General features: G+C 65.2%; 26 protein-coding genes. 21 read left to right on the top strand and 5 right to left on the bottom strand.

Annotation, left to right across the window (positions count from 1 at the left end; all coding sequences use genetic code 11):
• Positions 1-9 precede the first annotated feature (9 nt).
• From sdhD to accD, 17 genes are all read left to right on the top strand, one after another.
• Entirely contained in the window at positions 10-375 is a 366-nt protein-coding gene (gene sdhD, locus QTI04_RS24240) for a succinate dehydrogenase, hydrophobic membrane anchor protein (RefSeq protein WP_286599473.1), read from the top strand.
• An 87-nt stretch (positions 376-462) separates the two neighbouring features.
• A complete protein-coding gene (sdhA, locus tag QTI04_RS24245) occupies positions 463-2,271 on the top strand; it encodes a succinate dehydrogenase flavoprotein subunit (protein WP_286599472.1) in 1,809 nt (602 codons plus the stop codon).
• 31 nt (positions 2,272-2,302) lie between these two features.
• Entirely contained in the window at positions 2,303-3,004 is a 702-nt protein-coding gene (locus tag QTI04_RS24250; RefSeq protein ID WP_286599471.1) for a succinate dehydrogenase iron-sulfur subunit, read from the top strand.
• 13 nt (positions 3,005-3,017) lie between these two features.
• The gene (locus QTI04_RS24255) at positions 3,018-3,320 is read left to right on the top strand and encodes a succinate dehydrogenase assembly factor 2 (protein WP_286599469.1); all 303 of its coding nucleotides are present in this window, start codon (positions 3,018-3,020) and stop codon (positions 3,318-3,320) included.
• Between the two features lie 24 nt (positions 3,321-3,344).
• A complete protein-coding gene (gltA, locus tag QTI04_RS24260) occupies positions 3,345-4,655 on the top strand; it encodes a citrate synthase (RefSeq protein WP_286599468.1) in 1,311 nt (436 codons plus the stop codon).
• 149 nt (positions 4,656-4,804) lie between these two features.
• Positions 4,805-4,945: an entericidin A/B family lipoprotein gene (locus tag QTI04_RS24265; protein ID WP_286599466.1), complete on the top strand. Its 141-nt coding sequence runs from the start codon at positions 4,805-4,807 to the stop codon at positions 4,943-4,945.
• A 118-nt stretch (positions 4,946-5,063) separates the two neighbouring features.
• The gene (locus QTI04_RS24270; protein ID WP_286599463.1) at positions 5,064-6,011 is read left to right on the top strand and encodes a LysR substrate-binding domain-containing protein; all 948 of its coding nucleotides are present in this window, start codon (positions 5,064-5,066) and stop codon (positions 6,009-6,011) included.
• A gap of 30 nt (positions 6,012-6,041) precedes the next feature.
• Positions 6,042-7,463 carry a 3-isopropylmalate dehydratase large subunit gene (leuC, locus tag QTI04_RS24275; RefSeq protein WP_286617833.1) on the top strand — a complete coding sequence of 474 codons (1,422 nt, stop codon included), beginning with the start codon at positions 6,042-6,044 and terminating at the stop codon, positions 7,461-7,463.
• Positions 7,464-7,480: 17 nt separating this feature from the next.
• On the top strand, positions 7,481-8,131 hold the full coding sequence (leuD, locus tag QTI04_RS24280) for a 3-isopropylmalate dehydratase small subunit (RefSeq protein WP_286599459.1): 651 nt from the start codon (positions 7,481-7,483) through the stop codon (positions 8,129-8,131).
• 29 nt (positions 8,132-8,160) lie between these two features.
• Positions 8,161-9,249, top strand: a complete 1,089-nt coding sequence (leuB, locus tag QTI04_RS24285; RefSeq protein ID WP_286617834.1) for a 3-isopropylmalate dehydrogenase — start codon at positions 8,161-8,163, stop codon at positions 9,247-9,249.
• Positions 9,250-9,338: 89 nt separating this feature from the next.
• Positions 9,339-10,481, top strand: coding sequence for an aspartate-semialdehyde dehydrogenase (asd, locus tag QTI04_RS24290; RefSeq protein ID WP_286617835.1), 1,143 nt, complete (start codon positions 9,339-9,341; stop codon positions 10,479-10,481).
• 106 nt (positions 10,482-10,587) lie between these two features.
• Complete coding sequence (locus QTI04_RS24295) at positions 10,588-13,410, top strand: FimV/HubP family polar landmark protein (RefSeq protein WP_336621902.1); 2,823 nt, start codon at positions 10,588-10,590, stop codon at positions 13,408-13,410.
• A gap of 26 nt (positions 13,411-13,436) precedes the next feature.
• Positions 13,437-14,249: a tRNA pseudouridine(38-40) synthase TruA gene (gene truA / locus QTI04_RS24300; protein WP_286617836.1), complete on the top strand. Its 813-nt coding sequence runs from the start codon at positions 13,437-13,439 to the stop codon at positions 14,247-14,249.
• The gene (locus tag QTI04_RS24305; RefSeq protein ID WP_286617837.1) at positions 14,246-14,932 is read left to right on the top strand and encodes a phosphoribosylanthranilate isomerase; all 687 of its coding nucleotides are present in this window, start codon (positions 14,246-14,248) and stop codon (positions 14,930-14,932) included. The genes truA and QTI04_RS24305 overlap by 4 nt, the downstream gene beginning before the upstream one ends.
• 57 nt (positions 14,933-14,989) lie before the next feature.
• The gene (trpB, locus tag QTI04_RS24310; RefSeq protein ID WP_286599451.1) at positions 14,990-16,267 is read left to right on the top strand and encodes a tryptophan synthase subunit beta; all 1,278 of its coding nucleotides are present in this window, start codon (positions 14,990-14,992) and stop codon (positions 16,265-16,267) included.
• Positions 16,264-17,109 carry a tryptophan synthase subunit alpha gene (gene trpA, locus QTI04_RS24315; RefSeq protein ID WP_286599450.1) on the top strand — a complete coding sequence of 282 codons (846 nt, stop codon included), beginning with the start codon at positions 16,264-16,266 and terminating at the stop codon, positions 17,107-17,109. Before trpB ends, trpA begins: the two co-directional genes overlap by 4 nt.
• Positions 17,110-17,133: 24 nt before the next feature.
• Complete coding sequence (gene accD, locus QTI04_RS24320; RefSeq protein WP_286617838.1) at positions 17,134-18,006, top strand: acetyl-CoA carboxylase, carboxyltransferase subunit beta; 873 nt, start codon at positions 17,134-17,136, stop codon at positions 18,004-18,006.
• Positions 18,007-18,027: 21 nt separating this feature from the next.
• Here accD and QTI04_RS24325 read toward each other — a convergent pair whose 3' ends face one another.
• Complete coding sequence (locus tag QTI04_RS24325) at positions 18,028-18,588, bottom strand: YggT family protein (RefSeq protein WP_286599446.1); 561 nt, start codon at positions 18,586-18,588, stop codon at positions 18,028-18,030.
• 49 nt (positions 18,589-18,637) lie between these two features.
• Between QTI04_RS24325 and QTI04_RS24330 the strand changes: the two genes are divergently transcribed.
• The 4 genes from QTI04_RS24330 (at position 18,638) to QTI04_RS24345 (ending at position 22,748) form a co-directional block, all read left to right on the top strand.
• Complete coding sequence (locus QTI04_RS24330) at positions 18,638-19,285, top strand: LON peptidase substrate-binding domain-containing protein (RefSeq protein WP_286599445.1); 648 nt, start codon at positions 18,638-18,640, stop codon at positions 19,283-19,285.
• Between the two features lie 126 nt (positions 19,286-19,411).
• Complete coding sequence (gene lysS, locus QTI04_RS24335; protein ID WP_286617839.1) at positions 19,412-20,968, top strand: lysine--tRNA ligase; 1,557 nt, start codon at positions 19,412-19,414, stop codon at positions 20,966-20,968.
• The gene (locus tag QTI04_RS24340) at positions 20,965-22,242 is read left to right on the top strand and encodes an Hsp70 family protein (protein WP_286617840.1); all 1,278 of its coding nucleotides are present in this window, start codon (positions 20,965-20,967) and stop codon (positions 22,240-22,242) included. The genes lysS and QTI04_RS24340 overlap by 4 nt, the downstream gene beginning before the upstream one ends.
• Positions 22,239-22,748, top strand: a complete 510-nt coding sequence (locus QTI04_RS24345) for a M48 family metallopeptidase (RefSeq protein WP_286617841.1) — start codon at positions 22,239-22,241, stop codon at positions 22,746-22,748. The genes QTI04_RS24340 and QTI04_RS24345 overlap by 4 nt, the downstream gene beginning before the upstream one ends.
• 15 nt (positions 22,749-22,763) lie before the next feature.
• On the opposite strand, the gene nagZ is transcribed toward QTI04_RS24345, so the two are convergent.
• From nagZ to recO, 4 genes are read right to left on the bottom strand one after another with little or no spacing between them, the layout of a single operon-like run.
• Complete coding sequence (nagZ, locus tag QTI04_RS24350; protein WP_286617842.1) at positions 22,764-23,837, bottom strand: beta-N-acetylhexosaminidase; 1,074 nt, start codon at positions 23,835-23,837, stop codon at positions 22,764-22,766.
• Positions 23,834-24,229 (bottom strand): holo-ACP synthase, encoded by a 396-nt coding sequence (gene acpS, locus QTI04_RS24355; protein WP_286599439.1) that lies wholly within the window; start codon positions 24,227-24,229, stop codon positions 23,834-23,836. Before acpS ends, nagZ begins: the two co-directional genes overlap by 4 nt.
• A complete protein-coding gene (locus tag QTI04_RS24360) occupies positions 24,226-24,981 on the bottom strand; it encodes a pyridoxine 5'-phosphate synthase (protein ID WP_286599437.1) in 756 nt (251 codons plus the stop codon). Before QTI04_RS24360 ends, acpS begins: the two co-directional genes overlap by 4 nt.
• On the bottom strand, positions 24,978-25,736 hold the full coding sequence (recO, locus tag QTI04_RS24365) for a DNA repair protein RecO (protein ID WP_286617843.1): 759 nt from the start codon (positions 25,734-25,736) through the stop codon (positions 24,978-24,980). Before recO ends, QTI04_RS24360 begins: the two co-directional genes overlap by 4 nt.
• Positions 25,737-25,738: the final 2 nt, after the last annotated feature.

A 25,738-nucleotide genomic window follows, 5' to 3' on the forward strand; every position in this document is an offset into this window, starting at 1 on the left:
GAGCACCCCATGTCTGTGAATTACGGCTCCAAGCGAATCGTCGTCGGCGCGCACTACGGTTTGCGCGACTGGCTCAGCCAGCGCATCACGGGCGCCCTGATGGCGCTCTTCACCGTCATCCTGCTGGCGCAGGTGATCTTCACGCGCGGACCCGTCGGCTACGACGCATGGGCCGGCATCTTCGCCTCGCAGTGGATGAAGGTTCTCACCTTCGTGGTGATCGCCTCGCTGCTGTATCACGTCTGGGTCGGCATGCGCGACATCTGGATGGACTACGTCCAGCCGGTCGGCATCCGCCTGGTGTGCCAGGTTTTCACGATCGTCTGGCTTGTAGCGTGCGCAGGTTGGGCCATTCAAGTGCTCTGGAGGGTGTGATGCCCCCACGCTTTTCGTTTCACATAATCGCTGCCCCCCGCGGGGGCGAGGCCTCCCTTGGGGCGGCCCGGCAGGAGTCCTGACCCCATGACCTACACCAAAGAACAAATCACCAAGCGGAAGTTCGACGTCGTCATCGTCGGCGCCGGCGGCTCCGGCATGCGTGCCTCGCTGCAGCTCGCTCGCGCCGGCCTCAACGTGGCCGTGCTGTCCAAAGTGTTCCCGACGCGCTCGCACACGGTCGCTGCCCAGGGGGGCGTCGGCGCCTCGCTCGGCAACATGAGCGAGGACAACTGGCACTTCCACTTTTACGACACGATCAAGGGCTCCGACTGGCTCGGCGACCAGGACGCGATCGAGTTCATGTGCCGCGAAGCACCGAAGGTGGTCTACGAGCTCGAGCACTTCGGCATGCCCTTCGACCGCAATCCGGACGGCACGATCTACCAGCGTCCCTTCGGCGGCCACACGGCCAACTACGGTGAAAAGCCCGTCCAGCGCGCCTGCGCAGCGGCCGACCGTACCGGCCACGCGATGCTGCACACGCTCTATCAGAAGAACGTCGAAGCGCGCACTCAGTTCTTCGTCGAGTGGATGGCGCTCGACCTGATCCGCGACGACGAAGGCGACGTGGTCGGCGTGACCGCGCTCGAAATGGAAACCGGCGACCTGCACATCCTGCAGGCCAAGACCGTGCTGCTCGCCACGGGTGGCGCAGGCCGCATCTTCGCGGCGTCGACCAATGCCTTCATCAACACCGGCGACGGCCTCGGCATGGCCGCACGCGCAGGCATTCCGCTGCAGGACATGGAGTTCTGGCAGTTCCACCCGACCGGCGTGGCCGGCGCCGGCGTGCTGCTGACCGAAGGTTGCCGCGGCGAAGGCGCGATCCTGCTGAACAGCAACGGCGAGCGCTTCATGGAACGCTACGCGCCCACGCTGAAGGACCTCGCACCGCGCGACTTCGTCTCGCGTTCGATGGATCAGGAAATCAAGGAAGGCCGCGGGTGCGGTCCGAACAAGGACTACGTGCTGCTCAAGCTGGACCATCTCGGTGCCGAGACGATCCACAAGCGCCTGCCTTCGGTGTACGAGATTGGCGTCAACTTCGCCAACGTCGACATCACGAAGGAACCGATCCCGGTCGTGCCCACCATCCACTACCAGATGGGCGGCATTCCGACCAACATCAACGGCCAGGTCGTCATCCAGAAGGGCGAGGAGAACAGTGCCGTCGTGAACGGCCTCTACGCAGTCGGCGAATGCTCCTGCGTAAGCGTGCACGGTGCCAACCGCCTGGGCACGAACTCGCTGCTCGACCTGCTGGTGTTCGGCCGCGCGGCGGGCAACCACATCGTCGAGTTCAACGACAAGCTCAAGGAGCACAAGGACCTCCCGGCCGATGCCGCCGACCGCACGTTGGAGCGCCTCAACCAGCTCGAACGCTCCACCAGCGGCGAATACGCGCAGGACGTCGCCAACGAGATCCGTTCGGTCATGCAGCAGCACGCCGCCGTGTTCCGCAAGCAGGCATCGATGGACGAAGGCGTGCAGAAGATTGCCGCCGTGCGCGAGCGCGTTGCAGCGGTCACGCTCAAGGACAAGTCGCGCGTGTTCAACACCGCTCGCATCGAAGCGCTGGAAGTCGACAATCTGATCGAAGTGGCGCAAGCCACGATGGTCTCGGCCGCCGCACGCAAGGAATGCCGCGGCGCCCACACGGTGGAAGACTACGAACGACCGGCCGACGACCCCGTCGCACCGCTGGGCCGCGACGACGCCAACTGGATGAAGCACACGCTCTGGTACAGCCAGGACAACCGCCTCTCGTACAAGCCCGTCAAGCTGCAGCCGCTGACAGTCGAGTCCGTGCCGCCCAAGGTCCGCACGTTCTAAGCCCACGAGAAAGCATCACAAGGTCATCACGATGAAGCGCACATTTCAAATCTACCGCTACGACCCGGACAAGGACGCCAAGCCCTACATGCAGACCGTCGAGATCGAACTCGACGGCCACGAGCGCATGCTGCTCGACGCCCTGATGAAGCTCAAGGCGCAAGATCCGACGCTGTCCTTCCGCCGCTCGTGCCGCGAAGGCGTCTGCGGCTCGGACGCCATGAACATCAACGGCAAGAACGGTCTGGCCTGCCTGACCAACATGCTGACGCTCAAGGGCACGATCGTGCTGAAGCCGCTGCCCGGCCTGCCGGTGATCCGCGACCTGATCGTGGACATGACGCAGTTCTTCAAGCAGTACAACTCGATCAAGCCCTACCTGCAGAACGACACGATTCCGCCCGAGAAGGAGCGCCTGCAGTCGCCCGAAGAGCGCGACGAGCTCAACGGCCTCTACGAGTGCATCCTGTGCGCAAGCTGCTCGACGAGCTGCCCGAGCTTCTGGTGGAACCCCGACAAGTTCGTGGGCCCTGCAGGCCTCCTGCAGGCTTACCGCTTCATCGCCGACAGCCGCGACGACGCGACCGGCGAGCGCCTGGACAACCTTGAAGACCCCTATCGCCTGTTCCGCTGCCACACGATCATGAATTGCGTGGACGTGTGCCCCAAGGGGCTGAATCCGACCAAGGCGATCGGCAAGATCAAGGAACTCATGGTGCGTCGCGCCATCTAGCGAGTTGAACCCCATGCAAGCCACCGACGACTTCGACCAGCCGATCAGCGAACGCGCGCTGAGCAAGCTGAAATGGCGTTGCCGGCGCGGCCTGCTCGAAAACGACCTGTTCATTGCGCGTTTCTTCGAACGACATGAAGCAAGCCTGACCCGCGGGCAGGCACAGGCACTGGAGACATTGATGGACCTGTCGGACAACGATCTGCTCGACCTTCTGCTTCGGCGAAAGGAGCCTGAGCCCGAATGGGCCGGGGCCGGGGTGGTCGCACTGTTGCAGCTGATGCGCACCGACGGCGCGCAATCCTTATCTTCCTGAACAATCCTTTGAAAGACACTCGAAATGAAAGCATCCGAGACCAAGGCCACTCTGTCGTTCAGTAACGGCGGACAGAACGTCGAGCTACCGATCTACAAGGGCACGATGGGCCCCGACGTGATCGACATCCGCAAGCTCTACGCCCAGACGGGCATGTTCACCTACGACCCGGGCTTCATGTCGACGGCCTCTTGCGAGTCGGCGATCACCTATATCGACGGCGACAAGGGCGAACTGCTGTACCGCGGCTACCCCATCGAGCAACTCGCGACCAACTGCGACTTCCTCGAGACCTGCCACCTGCTGCTCTACGGCGAACTGCCCAACGAGGGCCAGAAGGTCGGCTTCACCAAGCTCGTGACCAACCACACAATGGTCAACGAGCAGATGCAGTTCTTCCTGCGCGGCTTCCGCCGTGATGCGCACCCGATGGCCATCATGACCGGCCTGGTTGGCGCGCTCTCGGCCTTCTATCACGACAGCACGGACATCAATAATCCGAAGCACCGTGAGATCGCCGCGATCCGCCTGATCGCGAAGATGCCGACACTGGTCGCCATGGCCTACAAGTACACGGTGGGCCAGCCCTACATGTACCCGAAGAACGAACTCAGCTATGCAGGCAACTTCCTGCACATGATGTTCGCGACGCCGTGCGAAGAGTACAAGGTGAGCCCGGTTCTCGAGCGCGCGCTCGACCGCATCTTCATCCTGCACGCAGACCACGAGCAGAACGCCTCGACCTCAACCGTGCGCCTGTGCGGTTCGTCGGGCACGAACCCCTTCGCGGCGATCGCAGCGGGCGTGGCCTGCCTCTGGGGCCCGGCCCATGGCGGCGCCAACGAAGCGGCGCTCAACATGCTCTACGACATCCAGAAGGCTGGCGGCGTCGAGAAGATCGGCGAGTTCATCAAGCAGGTCAAGGACAAGAACTCGAACGTCAAGCTCATGGGCTTCGGGCATCGCGTCTACAAGAACTACGACCCGCGCGCCAAGCTGATGCAGGAAACCTGCAAGGAAGTGCTCGGCGAACTGGGCCTGGAAAACGACCCGCTGTTCAAGCTCGCCATGGCGCTCGAGAAGATTGCCCTCGAAGACGAGTACTTCGTTTCGCGCAAGCTCTACCCGAACGTCGACTTCTACTCGGGCATCGTGCAGCGCGCGATCGGCATCCCGGTGCCGCTGTTCACCGCCATCTTCGCTCTGGCCCGTACGGTGGGCTGGATTGCACAACTCAACGAAATGATCGGCGACCCCGACTACAAGATCGGCCGCCCGCGTCAACTGTTCGAAGGCTCGGCCAAGCGCGACGTGCAGCCCATCGCTCAACGCTGATCTTCCGTTCGACCCTCAACCAGGAAAGCTGCCTTCGGGCAGCTTTTTTGCGTTTTTGCTGACACGGACAGGCCGGCCAGGGCGATAAGTTTCATCGGGGGAATGAATCCATTCACCTTTTTCGCCAATTTGAACGAAGGAGTTCCATCATGAAGAAGCTTGCCGCGTTGATCACAGTCGCCTTTGCTTTCGCCGTTCCGCTGGCCGGTTGCAACACCATGAAGGGTGCCGGACAGGACATCCAGAAGGGCGGCGAAAAGATGGAGGATGCGGCGAAGAAGAAGCAGTAACGGCCCTGGGGCGCTCATCGCCCCACGGCAATGAAGTCATCGCGCATCGCGATGACTCCCACCCGAAAACGGAGAGAAAATACGGGCCTCCATCTCAGAACGAGATGCCAAAACCCGTATGACCTCCTCCGAACGCAGCTTCGCCCGGCGCATCGACCTTACGTCCTTGCAGTTGTTCGTGGCCGTCTGCGAACTGGGCAGCATCGGCCGTGCTGCCGAACGCGAATTCATCGCGGCCTCGGCGATCAGCAAGCGCCTGTCGGACCTCGAGGCCACGCTGGGCACCCCTCTCCTCTATCGCCATGCGCGCGGCGTCGACTTGACGCCCGCTGGCGAGAGCCTGCTCCATCATGCGCGTTCGGTGCTCTACAGCCTCGAAAAGATGCAGGGCGAACTCAGCGAGTACGCCGACGGCGTGCGTGGCCATGTGCGGGTGCACGCCAACATCTCGGCGATCGTGCAGTTCCTGCCTGAAGACCTCGGAGCCTTCACGCGCGAGCACGACGCGATCAAGATCGACCTCGAGGAACATCTGAGCAGCGAAGTCGTCCGCGCGGTGCACGAAGGCGCGGCCGACCTCGGCATCTGCCATCTCCCCGAAGGCGCGAGCGAACTGCAAAGCCTGCCATACCGCGAAGATGCATTGGTGCTGATCGTGCCGACGGGCCACCCTCTGGCAGGCCAACGCGCAATCGATTTCTCGGACTCGCTGGACTTCGACCATGTCGGGCTGCACACCAACAGTTCGATCTATGTCGCCATGCACCAGGCTGCCCTGGCCGCCAATCGCACGATCCGGCTGCGCATCCACGTGACGGGCCTCGACGCCATGTGCCGCATGATCGAGAACGGCCTCGGCGTCGGCGTGATGCCCCGCCGGGCCTTCGAATTGATGCGCGGTGGCATCGGCCGCAGCCTTCAGAGCGTGGCGCTCAACGATTCCTGGGCGGCACGCGAGATCCGGTTGATTGCACGCGACTTCTCGACGCTGCCGGTTGCGGCGCGCATGCTCGTCAAACACCTGCACACCCCGGCGGGGGCCACTGCCCAGTTCGCCGCCGCATAAGACAAATTCCTTCCCACGAAAGAGACCACCATGGCACGCACCCTCTACGACAAACTCTGGGACGAACACGTCGTCCACACCGAGGAAGACGGCACCGCGATCCTCTACATCGACCGGCACCTGGTCCATGAAGTGACCAGCCCGCAGGCCTTCGAAGGCCTGCGCGAAGCCGGCCGCAAGCTGTGGCGCATCAGCTCGGTCGTGGCCACGGCCGACCACAACACGCCGACCACCCACTGGGAACGCGGCTACGACGGCATCGAGGACCCGATCAGCAAGGAACAGATCACCACGCTCGACAGCAACATCAAGGAGTTCGGCGCCGCCGCGTTCTTTCCGTTCCTGAGCAAGCGCCAGGGCATCGTGCACGTGATCGGACCGGAATCGGGCGCCACGCTGCCGGGCATGACCGTGGTGTGCGGCGACTCGCACACGTCCACGCACGGCGCCTTCGGTGCACTGGCGCATGGCATCGGCACGAGCGAAGTCGAGCACGTCATGGCCACGCAGACCTTGCTCGCCAGGAAGGCGAAGAACCTGCTCGTGAAGGTCGACGGCAAGCTGCCGCTGGGCTGCACGGCCAAGGACATCGTGCTCGCCGTCATCGGCAAGATCGGCACTGCCGGTGGCACGGGCTACACGATCGAGTTCGCCGGCTCCGCCATCCGTGACCTCACGATGGAAGGCCGCATGACGGTCTGCAACATGGCGATCGAAGCCGGTGCACGCGCCGGGCTCGTCGCCGTCGACGAAAAGACCATCACCTACGTGAAAGGCCGCCCGCTCTCCCCCACCGGCGTCGAGTGGGACCAGGCGGTCGAGTACTGGAAGACGCTGCACTCGGACCCGGGCGCGCACTTCGACACGGTGGTCGAGTTCGACGCCGCGCAGATCAAGCCGCAAGTGACCTGGGGCACCTCGCCCGAGATGGTCGTTCCCGTGGATGGCCGCGTGCCCGATCCGGACAAGGAAAAAGACGCCAACAAGCGCGGCGCCATCGAGCGTGCGCTCACCTACATGGGCCTGGAGCCGAACAAGCCGATGAACGACATCCTCATCGACAAGGTGTTCATCGGCTCCTGCACCAACAGCCGCATCGAGGACATGCGGGAAGCTGCAGCCATGGTCAAGAAGCTCGGCCAGAGGGTCGCCAAGAACGTGAAGCTGGCGATGGTCGTTCCCGGGTCGGGCCTCGTGAAGGAGCAGGCCGAGCGCGAAGGCCTCGACCAGATCTTCAAGGCGGCAGGCTTCGAATGGCGCGAACCCGGCTGCTCGATGTGTCTCGCGATGAACGCCGACCGGCTCGAACCCGGCGAGCGCTGCGCATCGACCAGCAACCGCAATTTTGAAGGACGGCAAGGCGCCGGCGGTCGCACCCATCTCGTAAGTCCGGCCATGGCCGCGGCCGCGGCTGTGCATGGCCATTTCGTCGACGTCCGCCAATTCGCCTGAACCAGGAGCCAGACACCATGCAGAAATTCACAGTGCACAAGGGCCTCGTGGCGCCGATGGACCGCGAGAACGTCGACACCGACGCGATCATCCCCAAGCAGTTCCTGAAGTCGATTCGCAAGACCGGCTTCGGTCCGAACCTCTTCGACGCCTGGCGCTACCTGGACCCGGGCGAGCCCGGCCAGGATCCGACGACGCGCAAGCCCAACCCCGACTTCGTGCTGAACCAGCCGCGCTACGCGGGCGCCTCCGTGCTGCTCGCGCGCAAGAACTTCGGCTGCGGCTCGTCGCGCGAGCACGCGCCCTGGGCGCTGGACCAGTACGGTTTCCGCGCCATCATCTCGCCGAGCTACGCGGACATCTTTTTCAACAACAGCTTCAAGAACGGCCTGCTGCCGATCGTGCTGAGCGAATCCCAGGTCGCGCAACTCTTCGACGAAACCTTGGCCTTCCCGGGCTACAGCTTGACGATCGATCTCGAGCGCCAGGTCGTGATCAAGCCGGACGGCGTCGAGCTTCCGTTCGAAGTGCAGGCCTTCCGCAAGTTCTGCCTGATCAATGGGCTGGACGACATCGGCCTGACCCTGCGCCAAAAGGACAAGATCAAGGCCTTCGAGGCCGAGCGCCTGGCGAAGAAGCCCTGGCTCACGCACCAGTTGATCGCCTGAACCCTTCACTCTCTTCAGAACAGACTCTCATGAAAATCGCAGTTCTCCCCGGTGACGGCATCGGCACTGAAATCGTCGCCGAGGCGCTTCGCGTCCTCGAAGTGCTTGACCTCTCGTTCGAGACCGAATCGGCGTTGGTCGGCGGCGCGGCCTACGAGGCCCACGGCCATCCGCTGCCCGAATCCACGCTCAAACTCGCCAAGGAAGCCGACGCCGTGCTGTTCGGCGCGGTCGGCGACTGGAAGTACGATAAGTTGGAGCGGTCACTTCGGCCCGAGCAGGCCATTCTGGGCTTGCGCAAGAACCTCGGCCTGTTCGCCAACTTCCGTCCGGCCATCTGCTACGAGCAACTGGTGGACGCATCGAGCCTCAAGCCCGAACTGATCGCAGGCCTGGACATCCTCATCATTCGCGAGCTGACAGGCGACATATATTTCGGCCAGCCGCGCGGCCGCCGCACCGCGGTCGACGGCCACTTCCCGGGCGCCGAAGAAGCCTTCGACACGATGCGCTACTCGCGCCCCGAGGTCGAACGCATCGCCCACGTCGCATTCCAGGCGGCGCGCAAGCGCAGCAAGCGCGTGACCAGCGTCGACAAGGCCAACGTGCTGGAGACCTTCCAGTTCTGGAAGGACATCGTGACCGAGGTCGGCAAGGAATACCCCGACGTCGAGCTCGACCACATGTACGTCGACAACGCGGCCATGCAACTGGTCAAGGCGCCGAAGAAATTCGACGTGGTGGTCACCGGCAACATGTTCGGCGACATCCTGTCCGACGAGGCCGCGATGCTCACGGGGTCGATAGGCATGCTTCCGTCCGCATCGCTCAATTCGAGCAACCAGGGCCTCTACGAGCCCAGCCACGGCAGCGCGCCAGATATCGCCGGGAAAGGGGTTGCCAACCCATTGGCTACAATCCTGTCCGCTGCCATGATGCTTCGCTTCTCCCTCAACCAGCCCCAGGCTGCCGACCGGATCGAGTCGGCGGTCAAGCACGTGCTGGCGCAGGGACTGCGCACGGCAGACATCTGGTCCGCAGGGACCACCAAGGTCGGCACCCGCGAAATGGGCGATGCTGTGGTGGCTGCCATCACGAAAAAGACGATTACCGGCTAACCGCAGCCCGATTCGTCACGCCCTCCCCCGGCTCTGACGAGCCGGGCACAAAGAGAAGACAACTTTCTTTTTTACAAGGGCAAACTGAAATGGCGAACGCAAATCAACCTCTGGTCGGCCTGGTGGGCTGGCGCGGCATGGTCGGCTCGGTCCTCATGGACCGCATGCAGGCCGAAGGCGACTTCGGACTGATCGAGCCGGTCTTCTTCTCGACGTCCAATGCCGGCGGCAAGGCCCCGGCGATGGCGAAGAACGAAGCCACGCTCCAGGACGCGCACGACATCGACGCACTGAAGAAGTGCGACATCATCGTCACCGCGCAGGGCGGCGACTACACGACCGAAGTCTTCCCCAAGCTGCGTGCAGCCGGCTGGAAGGGCCACTGGATCGACGCAGCCTCCACGCTGCGCATGAACGACGATGCGATCATCGTGCTCGATCCGGTCAACCTCCCCGTCATCCAGAACGCACTGGCGAAGGGCGGCAAGAACTGGATCGGCGGCAACTGCACCGTCAGCTGCATGTTGATGGGCGTCGGCGCCCTCTACAAGGCCGGCCTGGTCGAGTGGATGACCAGCATGACCTACCAGGCCGCTTCCGGCGGCGGCGCCCAGCACATGCGCGAACTGCTGACCCAGTTCGGCACGATCAACGCCGAAGTGCGCGCCCTGCTGGATGATCCGAAGTCGGCCATCCTCGAAATCGACCGCAAGGTGCTCGCCAAGCAGCAGTCGCTGACCGCCGCGGAAACGGCGAACTTCGGCGCGCCGCTCGGCGGCAGCCTGATCCCGTGGATCGACAAGGATCTCGGCGACGGCATGAGCAAGGAAGAGTGGAAGGGCGGCGCCGAAACCAACAAGATCCTCGGCCAGGGCGCTGGCTTCGGAACGGCGGCGACGCCGGTCGACGGCTTCTGCGTGCGCATCGGCGCCATGCGCTGCCACAGCCAGGCGCTGACCTTCAAGCTCAAGAAGGACGTCCCGGTGGCCGACATCGAGGCGCTCATCGCGGCGGACAACGATTGGGTCAAGGTCGTGCCGAACTCCCGCGAGGCCACGGTCAAGGACCTGACCCCCGTCGCCGTCACCGGAACGATGACGATCCCCGTCGGGCGCGTGCGCAAGCTGGCCATGGGCCCCGAATACGTCGGCGCCTTCACCATTGGCGACCAGCTGCTGTGGGGCGCGGCGGAACCGCTTCGCCGCATGCTGCGCATCCTCCTGGAGGCTTAAAACGGGGAGCGCGTACCTCGTGGTGCGCGCTCCGTTGCTACGCCGCAACGGCGGATGCATGACGAAGTTTGCACGCACTGGGTAGATAACGCCTGTCGCCTTGTCAGTGCGGGGTGATGATGTTAACGTCCTCTTACACTTTTGGGCCGAGCTGCCCCCTAACAGCATGACACGACATCCGTTGCCTGCGGCCCGCCCTTCGGCCATCCGCCCGACTCCGACGATTTCTGGTCGGAACCAGCTTTCCCTTCTCAGTGCTGCTGTTGCTTTGGCCCTGGGCGCGTTCGGCGCCGATGCCAGCGCTTTGGCGCTGGGTCGGCTGAACGTCCAGTCAGCGCTCGGCGAGCCGCTCCGCGCGGAAATCGAAGTCACGGAGATCACGCCCGCAGAGGCAGACGGCCTGAAGGTCAACATCGCTTCGTCCGAGGCCTTCCGCTCTGCCGGCGTCCCCTACAACTCCGCACTGCTGGATGTGCGCGTCGGCGTGCAGAAGCGCGCCGACGGGCGCTACGTGGTGCGCCTGTCCAGCAACCGCCTGGTCAGCGAGCCCTTCATCGATCTTCTGCTCGAAGCCAACTGGGGTTCGGGCCGGATCATGCGCGACTACACGGTGCTGCTCGATCCCCCGGCCAGTCGCCAAGCCGCCAGAACCGCTCCCATCGCGCCGACCGCGCCTCAAATCAGTCCGACACCGCCGCTGGCCGTCGTTCCGGCGGTGGTTCAAGCGCCCGCACCCCGCAGGCAGCGACCGGCTTCCGTCGCCGCGGTCACGCCGACGGAAGCCGATACGGTTCGCACCGGAGGCGGCGAGCAGGTCACCGTGCGCCCCGGCGACACCGCCAGCAAGATCGCAGGCGCGTACAAGCCCACCGAGGTCTCGCTCGACCAGATGCTCGTGGCCCTGCTGCGTGCCAATCCCAACGCGTTCATTGGCGGCAACATCAATCGAATCAAGGCGGGCGCGGTACTGGAAATGCCTGGCGCATCGCAGGCCGAAGCTGTTGCGCCGGCTGAAGCACGCCGCACCGTGACCGCGCAGAGCCAGGACTTCAGCGAATACCGCCGCCGCCTGGCCGACAACGCACCGACTTCGCAGCAGGCCGATGCCGGCCGCCAGGCTTCGGGGAAGGTGGATGCGAATGTCGAGGACCGTAATGCGGCCAACGCGCCGACCGACAAGCTCAAGATCTCGCAAGGCATCGCACCTGGCCGTGCGACCGAAGAGCAGCTCGTGCAGGCACGCCAGGAGCAGGCGAACAAGGCGCGCGTCGCCGAATTGTCCAAGAACATCGAGGACATGAACAAGCTGAAGGCCGAGACGGGCAAGTCGCCTTCGACCGCAGCAAGCCCCGCACCCGCTACACCGGCTCCGACGGCCGCGGCTCCGGCAACTCCCGCACCGGCAGTTGCAGCCGCCCCAGCCGCGACCGCAGCACCTGCCGCGACAGTTGCGCCCGCCCCAGCTGCCGCAACGCCGCCGGCCGTTGTCGCGCCCGCTGCAACCGTGACAGCCGCTCCTGGCACTGCCGCAGCGCCCTCGGCGGAGCCCTCCACAGCAGCGGCCCCGGCCGCTGCGAGTCCAGCACCCGTGCCGGCAGCAGCGCCGGTCGCCGCCAATCCGGTCAAGGCAGCACCACCCCCGCCACCTCCGCAGCCCAGCTTCTTTGCCGAACTGATGGAGAACCCGCTCATGGTCGGCGCTGCGGCGTTGATCGCCTTGCTGATCGGCTTCTTGCTCTATCGCGTATTGGGCCGCAAGCGCCGTGACGCCGGCGACAGCGTGTTCATCGAAAGCCGCATCCCCAAGGATTCGTTCTTCGGCGCCAGCGGTGGCGAATCGGTCGATACGAAAAACCGCGGCAATTCCGTGGTGTCCTCGCTGTCGTACTCGCCGAGCCAGCTGGATGCTGGCGACGTCGATCCGGTGGCCGAAGCCGACGTGTACCTTGCCTACGGCCGCGACCTGCAAGCAGAGGAAATCCTCCGCGAAGCGTTGCGCGTCAACCCGGAACGCACGGCGATCCATCTCAAGCTGCTCGAAATCCACGCCAAGCGTCGTGACCTGCGCGCCTACGAGGCACTCGCCGCCGACGTGCACAAGCTGACAGGCGGCACCGGCTCCGAGTGGAACCGCGTCGTCGAACTGGGCAAGGACCTCGATCCGGGCAATCCGCTGTATGAGACGGGAAGCCGCGGCGTATCGGCCGCCGAAGCCGCTGCTTTCGCAGGAACGCTGGCTGCCGCGACAGCAACGGCGCCCGCGGCATCGACCGCACCTGTTGCCAGCCTTGTCGAAGAGCCTGAAGCTGCGGCACCGCCACCGGCCTTCGTGCCTTCGGTCGCTCCGCTGGACTTCGACCTGGATCTGAGCAAGCCATCGGTGGCGCCGGCTACCGCGCCGGCGCCGCTCAGCGCCAGCCTTCCGCCTGCTGCCGCGACCCCGCCGGCGGAGCCCTTCATGTCGACCCTGCGCGAAGCACCCCGCGCCATTCCGGCCGCGATGGGCATGAATGGCGTCAACGGCCACATGAACGGAAACGCCGCGGCCAGGCTCGACCTCGAGAACGACTTCGACACAGCCCCTGGCGCCCTCGAACCGGCCACACGTGCTCCGTCGCTTCCTGAAGAAGAGCGCACGCAGCCGGCGCCCCTGCGCGCTGGCCTGCCGGCGGATTCCGGCTTCATCGAATTCGACATGAGCTCGCTGGCCGGCCTGTCGGGCCGCCCCCCCGCCGACACTGAGCGCGGCCGCCTCGAACCGCTCGAAGAAAGTGGTGAAAGCCCCCACGCGATCAAGCTTTCGCTGGCACGCGAACTCAAGGCGTTGGGCGACGTCGAAGGCGCCCGGTCGTTGGTCGAGGAAGTGGCTGCCGAAAGCTCCGGCGACATCAAGGCCGAAGCCAAGCAACTGCTCGGCCAGTTGCACTGAGTGGCCGCGCGGCCGCCCAATTCACCGTGAGGCTGGCGCTCGGCGTCCGCTACAACGGCCAGGCGTACGAGGGCTGGCAGAGCCAGCTCTCGGGCCGCACTGTTCAGGACAAGCTGGAAGCGGCACTCGCTCAATTTGCCGCGCAGCCCATCTCCACGCTCTGCGCCGGCCGCACCGATGCCGGTGTCCATGGCCTGATGCAGGTGGTGCATTTCGACACGTCCGTCGAGCGCACGCCCTTCTCCTGGGTGCGCGGCACCAACCGCTTCCTTCCCGGCGATATCGCGGTGCAATGGGCACAACCCGTCCCGGACCAGTTCCACTGCCGCGCGAGCGCGCTGGCACGCCGCTATCTCTATGTGCTCTCGCAATCGCCGGTCAGGCCGAGCCTCGACGCCGGCCGGGTCGGCTGGTCGATGCATCCGCTCGACAGTGATGCGATGCGGACGGCCGCCGAGATGCTGCTGGGCCAGCACGACTTCAGCTCGTTCCGCGCTTCGGCCTGCCAGGCGCGGTCACCCGTCAAGGACGTGCGTCGGATCGCAATCACCCGACACGGCGAAACCGAGCGTTGTCGCTGGCATTTCGAGTTCGAGGCCGATGCCTTTCTCCACCACATGATCCGCAACATCATGGGTTGCCTGGTGCGCATCGGCCGCGGTGACGAGCGTCCAGAGTGGATGGGCGAAGTGCTGGAAGCACGCAGCCGCGTCGTCGCAGCGCCGACCTTCTCGCCCAACGGGCTCTATTTCGTGGGCCCGCTGTATGCGGCCGGTTGGGGCTTGCCGCCCGAAGCAACGATGGAGGGCACGGGCGCTGCGTATGATGGCCCGCCATGACTGCCGCCGTCGCCACTGCCCGTACCCGAATCAAGATCTGCGGACTCACCCGTGAGCAGGATGTGGACGCCGCCGTCCACGCTGGTGCCGATGCAGTCGGCTTCGTCCTTTATCCGGCCAGCCCGCGCGCAGTGACGGTCGAACGCGCGGCCCAGTTGGCCGCGCGCCTGCCGCCGTTCATGACACCGGTGCTGCTGTTCGTCAATGAATCCGCCGAAAACACCGTGGATACGCTCTCCAAAGTGCCTGGTGCCATCGCCCAGTTTCACGGCGATGAATCGCCCATCCAGTGCTGGGATGGCTGCGGCCAGGGCGCCTACCGGTTCATGCGCGCGGCCCGCATTCCGCTCGGTGCGGCCGGCGCCGGCTTCGACCTCGTAAAATACGCGTCCGATTACTCCCGCGCCCAGGCCATCCTGCTCGACGCTCATGTCGAAGCGTATGGCGGTGGCGGCAAGGCATTCGATTGGTCACTTCTTCCACCCGCCGTCGACGCTCACCTCGTCTTGAGTGGTGGGCTCACACCTGCAAACGTGGGCGATGGCATTCGTCAGCTGCGGACGCGCTGCAAATCGCTGTCCGTTGACGTGAGTTCGGGCGTCGAGGCCTCCAAGGGCATCAAGGACGCCGCAAGGATTCGCGATTTCGTCGCCGCCGTGCAGGCGGCCGATGCCTCTTCCTAGTTTGCCGCTGGCCGCCGCCTCGATCGTCTGGCGCCGGCCAGCCCACCGATCGAGACCATGAACACCTACCAGCAACCCGACGCCAGCGGCCACTTCGGCATCTACGGCGGCACCTTTGCCAGCGAAACGCTGACCCACGCGATCAGTGAACTTCGAGACGCCTACGCGAAGTACAAGGACGACCCCCAGTTCCAGGCCGAGTTCCACTACGAGCTTGCGCATTTCGTGGGCCGGCCTTCGCCGATCTACCACGCAGCGCGCACCAGCCGCGAAATGGGCGGCGCACAGATCTACCTGAAGCGCGAGGACCTGAACCACACCGGCGCCCACAAGGTGAACAACACCATCGGCCAGGCGATGCTTGCCAAGCGCATGGGCAAGCCCCGGGTGATCGCCGAGACCGGCGCCGGCCAGCACGGCGTGGCCACCGCCACCATCTGTGCGCGGTATGGCCTCGAATGCGTGGTCTACATGGGCAGCCAGGACGTCAAGCGCCAAAGCCCCAACGTCTACCGCATGAACCTGCTGGGCGCGACAGTGGTGCCGGTCGAATCCGGCAGCAAGACCCTGAAGGACGCGCTCAACGAAGCGATGCGCGACTGGGTCACCAATGTCGAGAACACCTTCTACATCATCGGCACGGTGGCCGGCCCACACCCCTACCCAACCATGGTGCGCGACTTCCAGAGCGTGATCGGCAACGAGTGCATCGAGCAGATGCCTGCCATGCTGGCCGCGCAGGGCATCACGGGCGAAGCCGAGGGCAGGCAGCCCGACGTGGTGGTCGCCTGCGTGGGCGGCGGCAGCAACGCGATGGGCATCTTCCACCCCTACATCCCGTTCGCGGGCACTCGCCTGATCGGCGTCGAAGCAGCGGGGGAAGGGCTGGACAGCGGCAAGCATTCGGCCTCGATCCTTCGCGGCAGCCCCGGCGTTCTGCATGGCAACCGCACCTACCTGCTTCAGAACGAAGACGGCCAAGTGACCGAAACCCACAGCATCAGCGCGGGCCTCGACTATCCCGGAGTCGGCCCCGAACATGCCTATCTGGCGGACATCGGCCGCGCTGAGTACGTCGGCGTCACCGACAGCGAAGCGCTCGAAGCCTTCCACTACCTGTGCCGCACAGAAGGCATCATCCCGGCGCTCGAATCGAGCCATGCGATGGCCTACGCGATGAAGCTTGCGAAGACCATGCGCGCGGACCAATCGATCCTGGTCAACCTTTCGGGCCGCGGAGACAAGGACATCGGCACGGTCGCCGATCTGTCGGGCGTGGACTTCTACGATCGGCCGTCGATGCGCGGCCTCAGCGTGAAGGGAGGCAAGGCATGAGCCGCATTGCTGCAACCTTCGAAGCCTTGCAGAAGGATGGACGCAAGGCTCTGATCCCGTACGTGACGGCCGGCTTCCCCTTCGCCGACATCACTCCCGAACTCATGCACGGCATGGTCGAGGCGGGTGCCGACGTGATCGAGCTCGGCGTTCCCTTCTCCGATCCGATGGCTGACGGCCCGGTGATCCAAAGTGCCGGCGAGGCCGCGCTGGCGCTGGGCATCGGCATGAAGCAGGTGCTGGCCATGGTCACCGCCTTCCGGAAGAAGGACGACCGCACGCCGGTCGTGCTGATGGGCTATGCCAACCCGGTCGAGCGCTACGACCTCGTGCACGGCAAGGGAAGCTTCGTCCGAGACGCAGCCGCTGCGGGCGTCGATGGCTTGCTCGTGGTCGACTACCCGCCCGAAGAGTGCGAGGATTTCGCCGCCGAGCTTCAGGCCCACCATATCGACCTGATCTTCCTGCTTGCGCCCACGAGCACCAGCGAGCGCATGGCCCAGGTCGGCCGCATCGCGACCGGCTACGTCTACTACGTCTCGCTCAAGGGCGTGACGGGCGCCGGGCACCTCGACACCGAGGCGGTCGGCCAGATGATTCCGCGCATCCGCCAGCACGTGAAGGTGCCGGTCGGCGTGGGCTTCGGCATCCGCGATGCACGCACGGCGCAAGCGGTCGGCTCCACGGCCGATGCGGTCGTGATCGGCTCCCGCATCATCCAGCTGATCGAGGACCAGCCCCGCGATGCCGTAGTGCCGCGGGTGCGCGAGTTCCTGGCCGAGATCCGCCAAGCGCTTGACGCGCTGCCCGCCGCCACGCCCAAGAACGCGGCTGGCCGATAATCCACGCCAACACTAGGAGCCCCCATGAGCTGGCTTGAAAAACTGCTACCCGCCAAGATCGCGCCCTCCGACCCGAGCGAGCGCCGCCAGATGCCGGAAGGCCTCTGGATCAAGTGCCCGAGTTGCGAAACCGTGCTCTACAATACGGATCTCGAGCACAACCAGAACGTCTGCCCGAGCTGCGGCCACCACCATCGCATCGGCGCCCGCGCGCGGCTCGATGCCTTCCTGGACGCTGAAGGCCGTTACGAAGTGGGGCAGGAGGTCTTGCCCGTCGACGCCCTCAAGTTCAAGGACAGCCGCAAGTACCCCGAGCGGCTCAAGGAAGCGCTCGAGAACACCGGCGAGACCGACGCACTCGTCGTGATGGGCGGCTCCGTGCACAGCATCAACGTGGTGGTCGCCTGCTTCGAGTTCGACTTCATGGGCGGCAGCATGGGCAGCGTGGTCGGAGAGCGATTCGTGCGCGGCGTCGAGACCGCCATCGAGCAGAAGGTCCCCTTCATCTGCTTCACCGCCACCGGCGGTGCTCGCATGCAGGAAGGCTTGCTGTCCCTGATGCAGATGGCGAAAACCAACGCATCGCTCACCCGCCTCGCGAAGAAGGGTCTGCCCTATATCAGCGTGCTGACCGATCCAACCATGGGTGGTGTGAGCGCAGGCTTCGCCTTCGTCGGCGACGTGGTCATCGCCGAACCCAAGGCGCTGATCGGCTTTGCCGGCCCGCGCGTGATCGAGTCCACCGTGCGTGTGACCCTGCCCGAAGGCTTCCAGCGGGCGGAGTTTCTGCAAACCAAGGGTGCGATCGACTTCATCTGCGATCGCCGCGAACTGCGCAAGACGGTCGCGAACACGCTCGCCATGCTGCTACGCCAACCCGCCGACGCTGTAGTCTGACCCGATCGCCTGGGGCGCGGGCTAGCGCCCCAGGGTGAAGACCGAGCCCATCACGTTGCCGAGGATGATCGCGCCGACCTGCAGAATCACGATGGCGGCCAGCGGCGACAAGTCGACCCCACCCACCAGCGGGATGAAGCGCCGCAGCGGACGCACCAGCGGCTCCGCGAGCCGCGCGATCAGGTCGTGCAGCATCGACGAGGCGTTCGGCACCCACGACAGGACGGCGTAGACGATCAGCAAGGCGGTGAGCCCCGACACCGCGAGTTGCAGCAAGCCGATCAACGACACCAGTGGCAGGATCGCCCAGCGCTCCAACGTCCCCATCAGCATCCAGAGCAGCAAGAACTTCACCAGCACCAACAGCCATGCAGCCACCGTGCTCGCCAAATCCCAGCGCTTGACCGACGGCACGACGCGCCGTAGCGGCAGCACGATCCAGTCGGTGACCGCGAACACGAACCGCCCCAGGGGATTCCCGAAGGGCACGCGGTGGTATTGCATGTAGAGACGCAGCAGACAAGCGCCGCCCAGAAGGCCGACGATCACGTCGAGCAGGAACGAAGGAATCTGATAGAACATGGCGCGAGGTCGTGAGCGGAATGCGATGATAGCCACGCAAGGTTCATCGATGACGACACAACCCCTTCTGAGCTCCCTCCCCTTGTTTCCCCTGGGCACCGTGCTGTTCCCCGGCGGCCTCCTGCCCTTGCGGATCTTCGAGGTGCGCTACCTCGACATGATCGGCAAATGCCACAAGGCCGGCTCGCCCTTCGGCGTGGTCAGCCTCACGCAGGGATCGGAAGTCCGCAGGGCTGGCGCGGAAGCCGAAAGCTTTGCGACGCTCGGCACGCTCGCCGTCATCCGCGAGTTCGAAATGCCCCAGTCGGGCCTCATGCAGATCGAATGCGTCGGCACACAGCGTTTTCGCGTCCGCTCCAGCGAATTGCAGAAGTACGGACTGTGGACAGCCGAGGTCGAGTCCGTGCCCGACGACATCGCCCTGGAAGTCCCCACAGACCTCCAGCACGCGGCCAACGCGCTGCGCCGCCTGGTCGACACGCTCGAAGAACGACGGCGCATCGAGGGTGACGAAAGCGTTCGCCTGCCCATCGCGCAGCCCTATCGCTTCGAAGATTGCGGCTGGGTCGCCAATCGCTGGTGCGAGTTGCTGCCGATGCAGGCCGAACTCAAGCAGCGGTTGATGGAGCTCGACAGCCCGCTCATGCGCCTGGAATTGGTCAGTGATTTGCTCGCGCGCACCGGTATCGCTGAATAGCTTGCTATAACTTCAATAGCACTCGATGCAGCATCGGTGAGCGCTGCAGACCGGTCCTCCGCGGAGCCCGGGCGGCTAAAATGGTGGGTTGCGCGCGCTCCCGCCCGTGCCCCATCCTGCTTCCCCATGTCCGACCATCTGACCCCCTCCGTACCCGTTCCTGCCTCCACGCCAGCCGCCGCGACCGACGACAACCAGCTCATTGCCGAACGGCGTGAAAAGCTCAAGGCGCTGCGTGCCGCCCAGGCCGAAGGCAAGGGTGTCGCCTTCCCGAACGACTTCAAGCCGGGCGACCGCGCCGCCGCGCTCGTCGCGGCACACGGCGAGACCCCGTCCGACGTGCTCGAAGCGACCCCCATCGCGGTCAGCGTGGCTGGCCGCATGATGCTGAAGCGGGTGATGGGCAAGGCCAGCTTCGCGACGATCCAGGACGCCACGGGCCGCATCCAGCTCTACATCACCCGCGACGCGGTCGGCGAAGAGGCCTACACCGAATTCAAGCACTGGGACCTCGGGGACATCGTCGGCGCCGAAGGCTCGGCGTTCAAGACCAAGACCGGCGAACTCTCGGTCAAGGTCACGAAGCTCCGGCTCTTGACCAAGAGCCTGCGCCCGCTGCCGGACAAGTTCCACGGCATGGCCGACCAGGAACAGAAGTACCGCCAGCGCTATGTCGACCTGATCACCGATTCCACGGCACGCGAGCGATTCGCGGCACGCAGCCGTGCCGTGAGCGCGTTGCGCGAGTTCATGGTGGCCAACGACTTCCTCGAAGTCGAGACGCCCATGCTGCACCCCATTCCCGGCGGCGCGAACGCCAAGCCCTTCAAGACGCACCACAACGCGCTCGACCAGGAGATGTTCCTGCGCATCGCGCCCGAGCTCTACCTGAAGCGGCTGATCGTCGGCGGCTTCGAGCGCGTGTTCGAGATCAACCGGAGCTACCGCAACGAAGGCATTTCGGTGCGGCACAACCCCGAGTTCACCATGATGGAGTTCTACGCGGCCTACTGGAACTACCGCGACCTGATGGACTTCACCGAGACGCTGATCCGCACGATCGCCGACAAAGCGGTAGGCACCCAGCAGCTGACCTACCAGGGCAAGGCGGTCGATCTGACCCAGCCCTTCGAACGGCTCACGATCCGCGAGGCGATCCTCAAGCACACCGATGCCGACACGAACGTGGATGACGCCACCTGGCTGATCAACGCGCTGCGCAAGATCGGCCTGAGCGAGGAAAAGGACAAGCTCTCGCAGCGCAGCCTCGCCAGCCTGCAGGTGATGTACTTCGAGGAGACGGTCGAGGAAAAGCTCTGGCAGCCGACTTTCATCATGGAGCACCCCACCGAGATCTCGCCGCTGGCACGTGCCAACGACGAACGCCCGGAAGTGACGGAACGCTTCGAGCTCTACATCACCGGCCGCGAGTTCGGCAATGGCTTCAGCGAACTCAACGACGCCGAAGACCAGGCCGCGCGCTTCAACGCGCAGGTCGCGGCCAAGGACAGCGGTGACGACGAAGCCATGTTCTACGACCACGATTTCGTGCGCGCGCTCGAATACGGCATGCCACCGACCGGCGGCTGCGGCATCGGCATCGACCGCCTGATGATGCTGCTGACCGACTCGCCGAGCATCCGCGACGTGATTCTGTTCCCTGCGCTGCGTCGGGAATCTTGAGTACGCGCGCACCTGCCATCGGGATCGACTTCGGCACGTCGAACTCCGCAGTCGCCTTCGTGGCGGACAACGGGCTGGCGCGCCCGTTGACGCTCGAAGGCTCGGCCACCGCCATCCCGACCGCCCTCTTCTTCAATGCCGAGGATCGCAGCACGCACTTCGGCCGCGATGCCATCGCGCATTACCTCTCGGGCACCGAAGGCCGGCTCATGCGCTCGCTCAAGAGCCTGCTGGGCAGCTCGCTCATGCAGGAGCAGACGGAGATCCTGAATGAACGGGTCAGCTTCGAGGACATCGTCACCCTCTTCCTGTCGGAACTCGGGGCGCGCGCCCGCAAGGAGCTTGGCGCACAACCCGGGCGCGTGGTGATCGGCCGGCCGGTCCGATTCGTCGACGACGACGAGGAGCGCGACAGGCTGGCCGAAGACACCCTGCGCCGGGCCGCACTGAACGCCGGGCTCGGTGACGTCGAGTTCCAGTACGAACCGATCGCGGCGGCCTTCGACTACGAGCGCCGCGTCAGCCGCGAATCGCTGGTGCTGATCGTCGACATCGGCGGCGGCACGTCCGACTTCACGGTCGTGCGCCTGGGCCCCGAGCGCACGGCGCACGCCGACCGGACCAGCGACGTGCTGGCGACCACCGGCGTACACATCGGCGGCACCGACTATGACCAGCGCCTCAGCCTCGAGTGCGTGATGCAGCACCTCGGCTTTCGGCACATCGGGCCGCAGGGCCGCGAAGTGCCGAGCAGAACCTTCTTCGACCTGTCGTCCTGGCACCTGATCAACTGGCTCTACGCGCCCAAGGCGATCCGGCAGGTGCAAGACCTGCGCACGAGCTACCTGGACATGCGCCTGCACGAACGCCTGGTGAATGTGCTGGTCGATCGGCAAGGGCACCGAATCGCCAGCGAAGTCGAGGAGGCGAAGATCCGCACCTCCATGACGAACGATGGGGTGGCGATCGACCTGTCCTGCGCGGAGCCGGGCCTGAGTGCGGCACTCGGCGCCGACGACATGGCGCGTCATCTTTCCGCGCTGCTCGACAGCGTGGTCGCTTGCGCGCGTGACTGCGTGCGGCGCGCGGACCTTGCTGAAGGCAAGCTCGACGCGATCTACCTGACCGGCGGCTCTTCCGCATTGCGCCCCTTTCAGAGGGCGTTGGGGGCTGCGTTTCCGGGCACGAAACTGGTCGAAGGTGACCTGTTCGGTGGCGTTGCCGCTGGCCTGGCCTATGCCGCCGCCAACGCGCGGACGCCGCAAACCGCATGAAGTACCTTGCCGCGTATCCCGCGGCGCTGCGCGCCCAGGTCGAGCAGCTGATCGTGCAAGGTCGCCTGGGCGAGTGGCTGCAGAAGCGCTACGGCAGCACGCACGACATCCGCACCGACCGAGCGCTCTACGACTATGTGAACGATCTCAAGAGCCAGTTCATGCGAAACGCCGAGCCGCTCTCCAAGGTCGCCTTCGACAACAAGCTCCACGTGATCCGCAACGCGCTCGGCACCCACACGACCGTCTCGCGCGTGCAGGGCAGCCGGCTGAAATCCAAGCGAGAGATCCGCGTGGCGAGCCTGTTCAAGGAAGTGCCGGTCGAATGGCTGCGCATGATCGTCGTGCACGAGCTCGCTCACATGAAGGAGCGCGAACACGACAAGGCCTTCTATCAGCTCTGTGCCCACATGGCGCCGGACTACCACCAGCTGGAGTTCGACTTGCGCCTGTATCTAACGCATCTCGACGGCGGCGGCGAGCGGCTCTGGTCGGCAGCCGCCTGAGCACGCACGCCAGTGCTAGGGACGCGGAAGTATCTCGATGGCGCGTCGATACGCGGGCGATTGCTGCAGCGCGCCCCAATCCGATGCGGGAGCACGCGGCAGCAGGCTTCGCCGGCGCGACTCGCTGGCTGCACGCGGCGTCCATCGGCCGCTGCGCTGTGCGGCAGCGAAACCGTCAAGCATTTCGTCCAGAGCAGCGCCTTCGCCGATGCTCTGGTTGCACAGCAAGGCCAGGTCACAGCCCGCCGCGAGCGCGGCAAGCGCGGCGTCCGCGTAGCTCAACAGCTCACCATTGACGCGGCGCGCTGCCTCCATGCTGAGATCATCGCTGAACACCGCGCCGTCGAAGCCGAGCTTGCCGCGCAAGATCTGCTGCAGCCACTTCGATGAAAAGCCGGCCGGTCGGTCGTCCACCTTCGGATAGATCACGTGGGCCGGCATCACCGCGGCGAGCGTGCCTGTCAGCCAATCGTAGGGTCGCGCATCGTCGGCGAGGATCGCCTTGAGGCTGCGCCGGTCCACGGGGATCGCGACGTGTGAATCGGCCTTGACGAAACCGTGCCCCGGAAAATGCTTGCCGCAATTGGCCATGCCCGCTTGCAGCAGACCGTGCATCAAGCTCCTGGCAAGCATTGCGACCACGCGCGGATCGCGGTGAAAACTGCGGTCGCCGATGACGCTGCTTTCGCCGTAGTCCAGGTCGAGCACCGGCGTGAAGCTGAAATCGACGCCGCAGGCCCGAAGCTCGGCCGCCAGAACGTGGCCGCAGGCGACGGCAACCTGGGTCGCACGCAGGGCATCTTTCATCCAGAGCTCGCCGAGCACGCGCATCGGCGGCAGGCGCGTGAAGCCATCCGTGCGAAAGCGTTGCACGCGGCCGCCTTCATGGTCCACGCAGATCAGGATGTCGGGACGCAGCGCCTTGATCTCGGCATTGAGGGCGGTCATCTGCGCCCGGTCGTGCCAGTTGCGCGCGAAATGGATCACGCCGCCCACCAGCGGGTCGGCGAGCCGGCGACGATCGGCCGCGGTCAATTCGGTGCCCGCCACGTCGATGATCAGAGGGGCATGCAGTGCGTTGTCGGTCATTCTTGGCGTTCGACCACGACGAAGCTCGCCGCGTAGTCGGTTTCATCGGTGACGGTCACGTGGGCGCTCAAGCCCTCCGCTTCGAACCATTCCTTGAGGCCGCCGTGCAGGACGATCACGGGCTTGCCGCTTTTCAGATTGGCGATCTCGCACAGGCGCCAGCTCATCGGCATGCGCATGCCCGTGCCGATGGCCTTGCTGAACGCCTCCTTGGCGGAGAAGCGCGTGGCCAGGTAGCGCAGGCCGCGCTGGGGCCAGCGTGCGCTGCGGGCCTGCCAGACCGCGTACTCGGCGTCGCTCAGGACCTTCTGGGGGAAACGATCGCCCTGGCGCTCGAGGGTCGCGGCGATGCGCCGGACATCGCAGATATCGGTGCCGATGCCGTAGATCACTTGGCTTCGGCGATGCGCTGCAGGTACTCGCGCGTCGCGGCCGAGTAGCCGAGTTCCAGGGAGTCGGCGACGAAGGCATGGCCGATCGACACCTCGCGGACGGCCGGCACGGCGCGCAGGAACTCGGTCAGGTTGTCGCGGCTCAGATCATGGCCGGCGTTGACTTCGAGACCGGCGGCATGCGCCGCGCGCGCAGCATCGACATAGAGCTGCAGGACGGCATCCGCCTTGGGGGTGTCGCGGGATGCCGCGTAGCCTTCGGTGTAGAGCTCGACCCGGTCCGCGCCGACCGCCTTGGCCGCGGCCATCATGTCGGGGTTCGGGTCCATGAAAAGGCTCACGCGCACGCCAAGCGCCCGCGTCTCTGCGATCAGCGGCCGCAGGCGCCCGGCATCCTCGGGGAAGCTCCAACCGTGGTCGCTGGTCGATTGGGTTTCGCTGTCGGGCACGAAAGTGGCTTGGTGCGGCCGCAGTTCGCGCACGAACTCCATCAGGTTGTGAAAAGGGTTGCCCTCGATGTTGAACTCGGCCCGAGGCCAATCCTTGCGCAGCAGCACGGACAGGTCGCGCACGTCCTGCGGTCGGATGTGGCGTTCGTCCGGCCTCGGGTGCACCGTGATTCCGTGCGCGCCGGCATCCAGGCACATCGCAGCGGCAAAGAGCACGCTGGGGATGCCGAGCGGTCGCGTATTGCGTACCAGCGCGACCTTATTGAGATTGACGGACAAGGCGGTAGGTTTCAGTAGGCTCATAGGGCTTGCAGGTCTCGCATCATCTGCCGCGTACGCAGCGTTGCAACGCCACAATGGTAGTTGAGCAAGGTGCGCAGTTGCGTGCGCAGTGCGCCGTTGACGCCCGCGCAGGCTCTCAACGTGGCGGCAAAGGGTGCGCGATCGTCGAGCGCGGCTTGCAGCGCCTGCCAGTCGGCGCCTTGCAGCGCGGCCTCCTCGTCTGCCGCTTCGCGCAGGCCGGCCTCGGGCACCAGCGCATAGCGTGCGTTGTGCACCAGCGGTGCCAGCGTGAGCGTCTGGGCGTCGAGGGTAGGCAGCAAACCGACTTCGCGCAGAACCAGCAACTCGAAGGCGCGCAACGCGGCCGATTGCGTCGCAGCCTGCGCGCCCGCATGTTCGCTCGCCAGCACCTGCACCACCGCTGCATAAGCATCGAACAGCGCCTCGTGGGGGTCGTCACGCGCCAGCAGGCGCAGCAGCAGTTCGTTCACGTAGTAGCCCGACAGCAGCGCCTCGCCAGTCGGCATCACGTGCCCGCCCATCCATTCGGCGCCCTTGAGCGTGCGGATCTCGGCGTCGCCGCTGAAGTTGAGCTGGAGCGGCTGCAAGGGCAGCAACACAGGGCGAAAGTTGGAGCTGGGCCGCTTCGCGCCTTTGGCCACGATGGCGATGCGGCCGTGGTGACGCGTGAAGGTCTCGAGGATCAGGCTCGATTCGCTCCAGTCATAGCGATGCAGCACATAAGCCGGCTCGTGCGAAACGCGCTTTAAGGCCATAC

Origin of the sequence: Variovorax sp. J22R115, from assembly GCF_030317005.1 — a bacterium.
Lineage (GTDB): Bacteria > Pseudomonadota > Gammaproteobacteria > Burkholderiales > Burkholderiaceae_C > Variovorax.

Coding starts and splice junctions, on each gene's coding strand:
- leuD (WP_286599459.1), top strand. CDS start 7,481: ATGCAGAAATTCACAGTGCACAAGGGCCTCGTGGCGCCGATGGACCGC.
- QTI04_RS24305 (WP_286617837.1), top strand. CDS start 14,246: ATGACTGCCGCCGTCGCCACTGCCCGTACCCGAATCAAGATCTGCGGA.
- QTI04_RS24330 (WP_286599445.1), top strand. CDS start 18,638: ATGACGACACAACCCCTTCTGAGCTCCCTCCCCTTGTTTCCCCTGGGC.
- gltA (WP_286599468.1), top strand. CDS start 3,345: ATGAAAGCATCCGAGACCAAGGCCACTCTGTCGTTCAGTAACGGCGGA.
- trpA (WP_286599450.1), top strand. CDS start 16,264: ATGAGCCGCATTGCTGCAACCTTCGAAGCCTTGCAGAAGGATGGACGC.
- QTI04_RS24255 (WP_286599469.1), top strand. CDS start 3,018: ATGCAAGCCACCGACGACTTCGACCAGCCGATCAGCGAACGCGCGCTG.
- QTI04_RS24250 (WP_286599471.1), top strand. CDS start 2,303: ATGAAGCGCACATTTCAAATCTACCGCTACGACCCGGACAAGGACGCC.
- recO (WP_286617843.1), bottom strand. CDS start 25,736: ATGGCCTTAAAGCGCGTTTCGCACGAGCCGGCTTATGTGCTGCATCGC.
- nagZ (WP_286617842.1), bottom strand. CDS start 23,837: ATGACCGACAACGCACTGCATGCCCCTCTGATCATCGACGTGGCGGGC.
- QTI04_RS24345 (WP_286617841.1), top strand. CDS start 22,239: ATGAAGTACCTTGCCGCGTATCCCGCGGCGCTGCGCGCCCAGGTCGAG.
- lysS (WP_286617839.1), top strand. CDS start 19,412: ATGTCCGACCATCTGACCCCCTCCGTACCCGTTCCTGCCTCCACGCCA.
- QTI04_RS24360 (WP_286599437.1), bottom strand. CDS start 24,981: ATGAGCCTACTGAAACCTACCGCCTTGTCCGTCAATCTCAATAAGGTC.
- QTI04_RS24265 (WP_286599466.1), top strand. CDS start 4,805: ATGAAGAAGCTTGCCGCGTTGATCACAGTCGCCTTTGCTTTCGCCGTT.
- accD (WP_286617838.1), top strand. CDS start 17,134: ATGAGCTGGCTTGAAAAACTGCTACCCGCCAAGATCGCGCCCTCCGAC.
- QTI04_RS24270 (WP_286599463.1), top strand. CDS start 5,064: ATGACCTCCTCCGAACGCAGCTTCGCCCGGCGCATCGACCTTACGTCC.
- trpB (WP_286599451.1), top strand. CDS start 14,990: ATGAACACCTACCAGCAACCCGACGCCAGCGGCCACTTCGGCATCTAC.
- leuB (WP_286617834.1), top strand. CDS start 8,161: ATGAAAATCGCAGTTCTCCCCGGTGACGGCATCGGCACTGAAATCGTC.
- sdhA (WP_286599472.1), top strand. CDS start 463: ATGACCTACACCAAAGAACAAATCACCAAGCGGAAGTTCGACGTCGTC.
- QTI04_RS24325 (WP_286599446.1), bottom strand. CDS start 18,588: ATGTTCTATCAGATTCCTTCGTTCCTGCTCGACGTGATCGTCGGCCTT.
- asd (WP_286617835.1), top strand. CDS start 9,339: ATGGCGAACGCAAATCAACCTCTGGTCGGCCTGGTGGGCTGGCGCGGC.
- sdhD (WP_286599473.1), top strand. CDS start 10: ATGTCTGTGAATTACGGCTCCAAGCGAATCGTCGTCGGCGCGCACTAC.
- leuC (WP_286617833.1), top strand. CDS start 6,042: ATGGCACGCACCCTCTACGACAAACTCTGGGACGAACACGTCGTCCAC.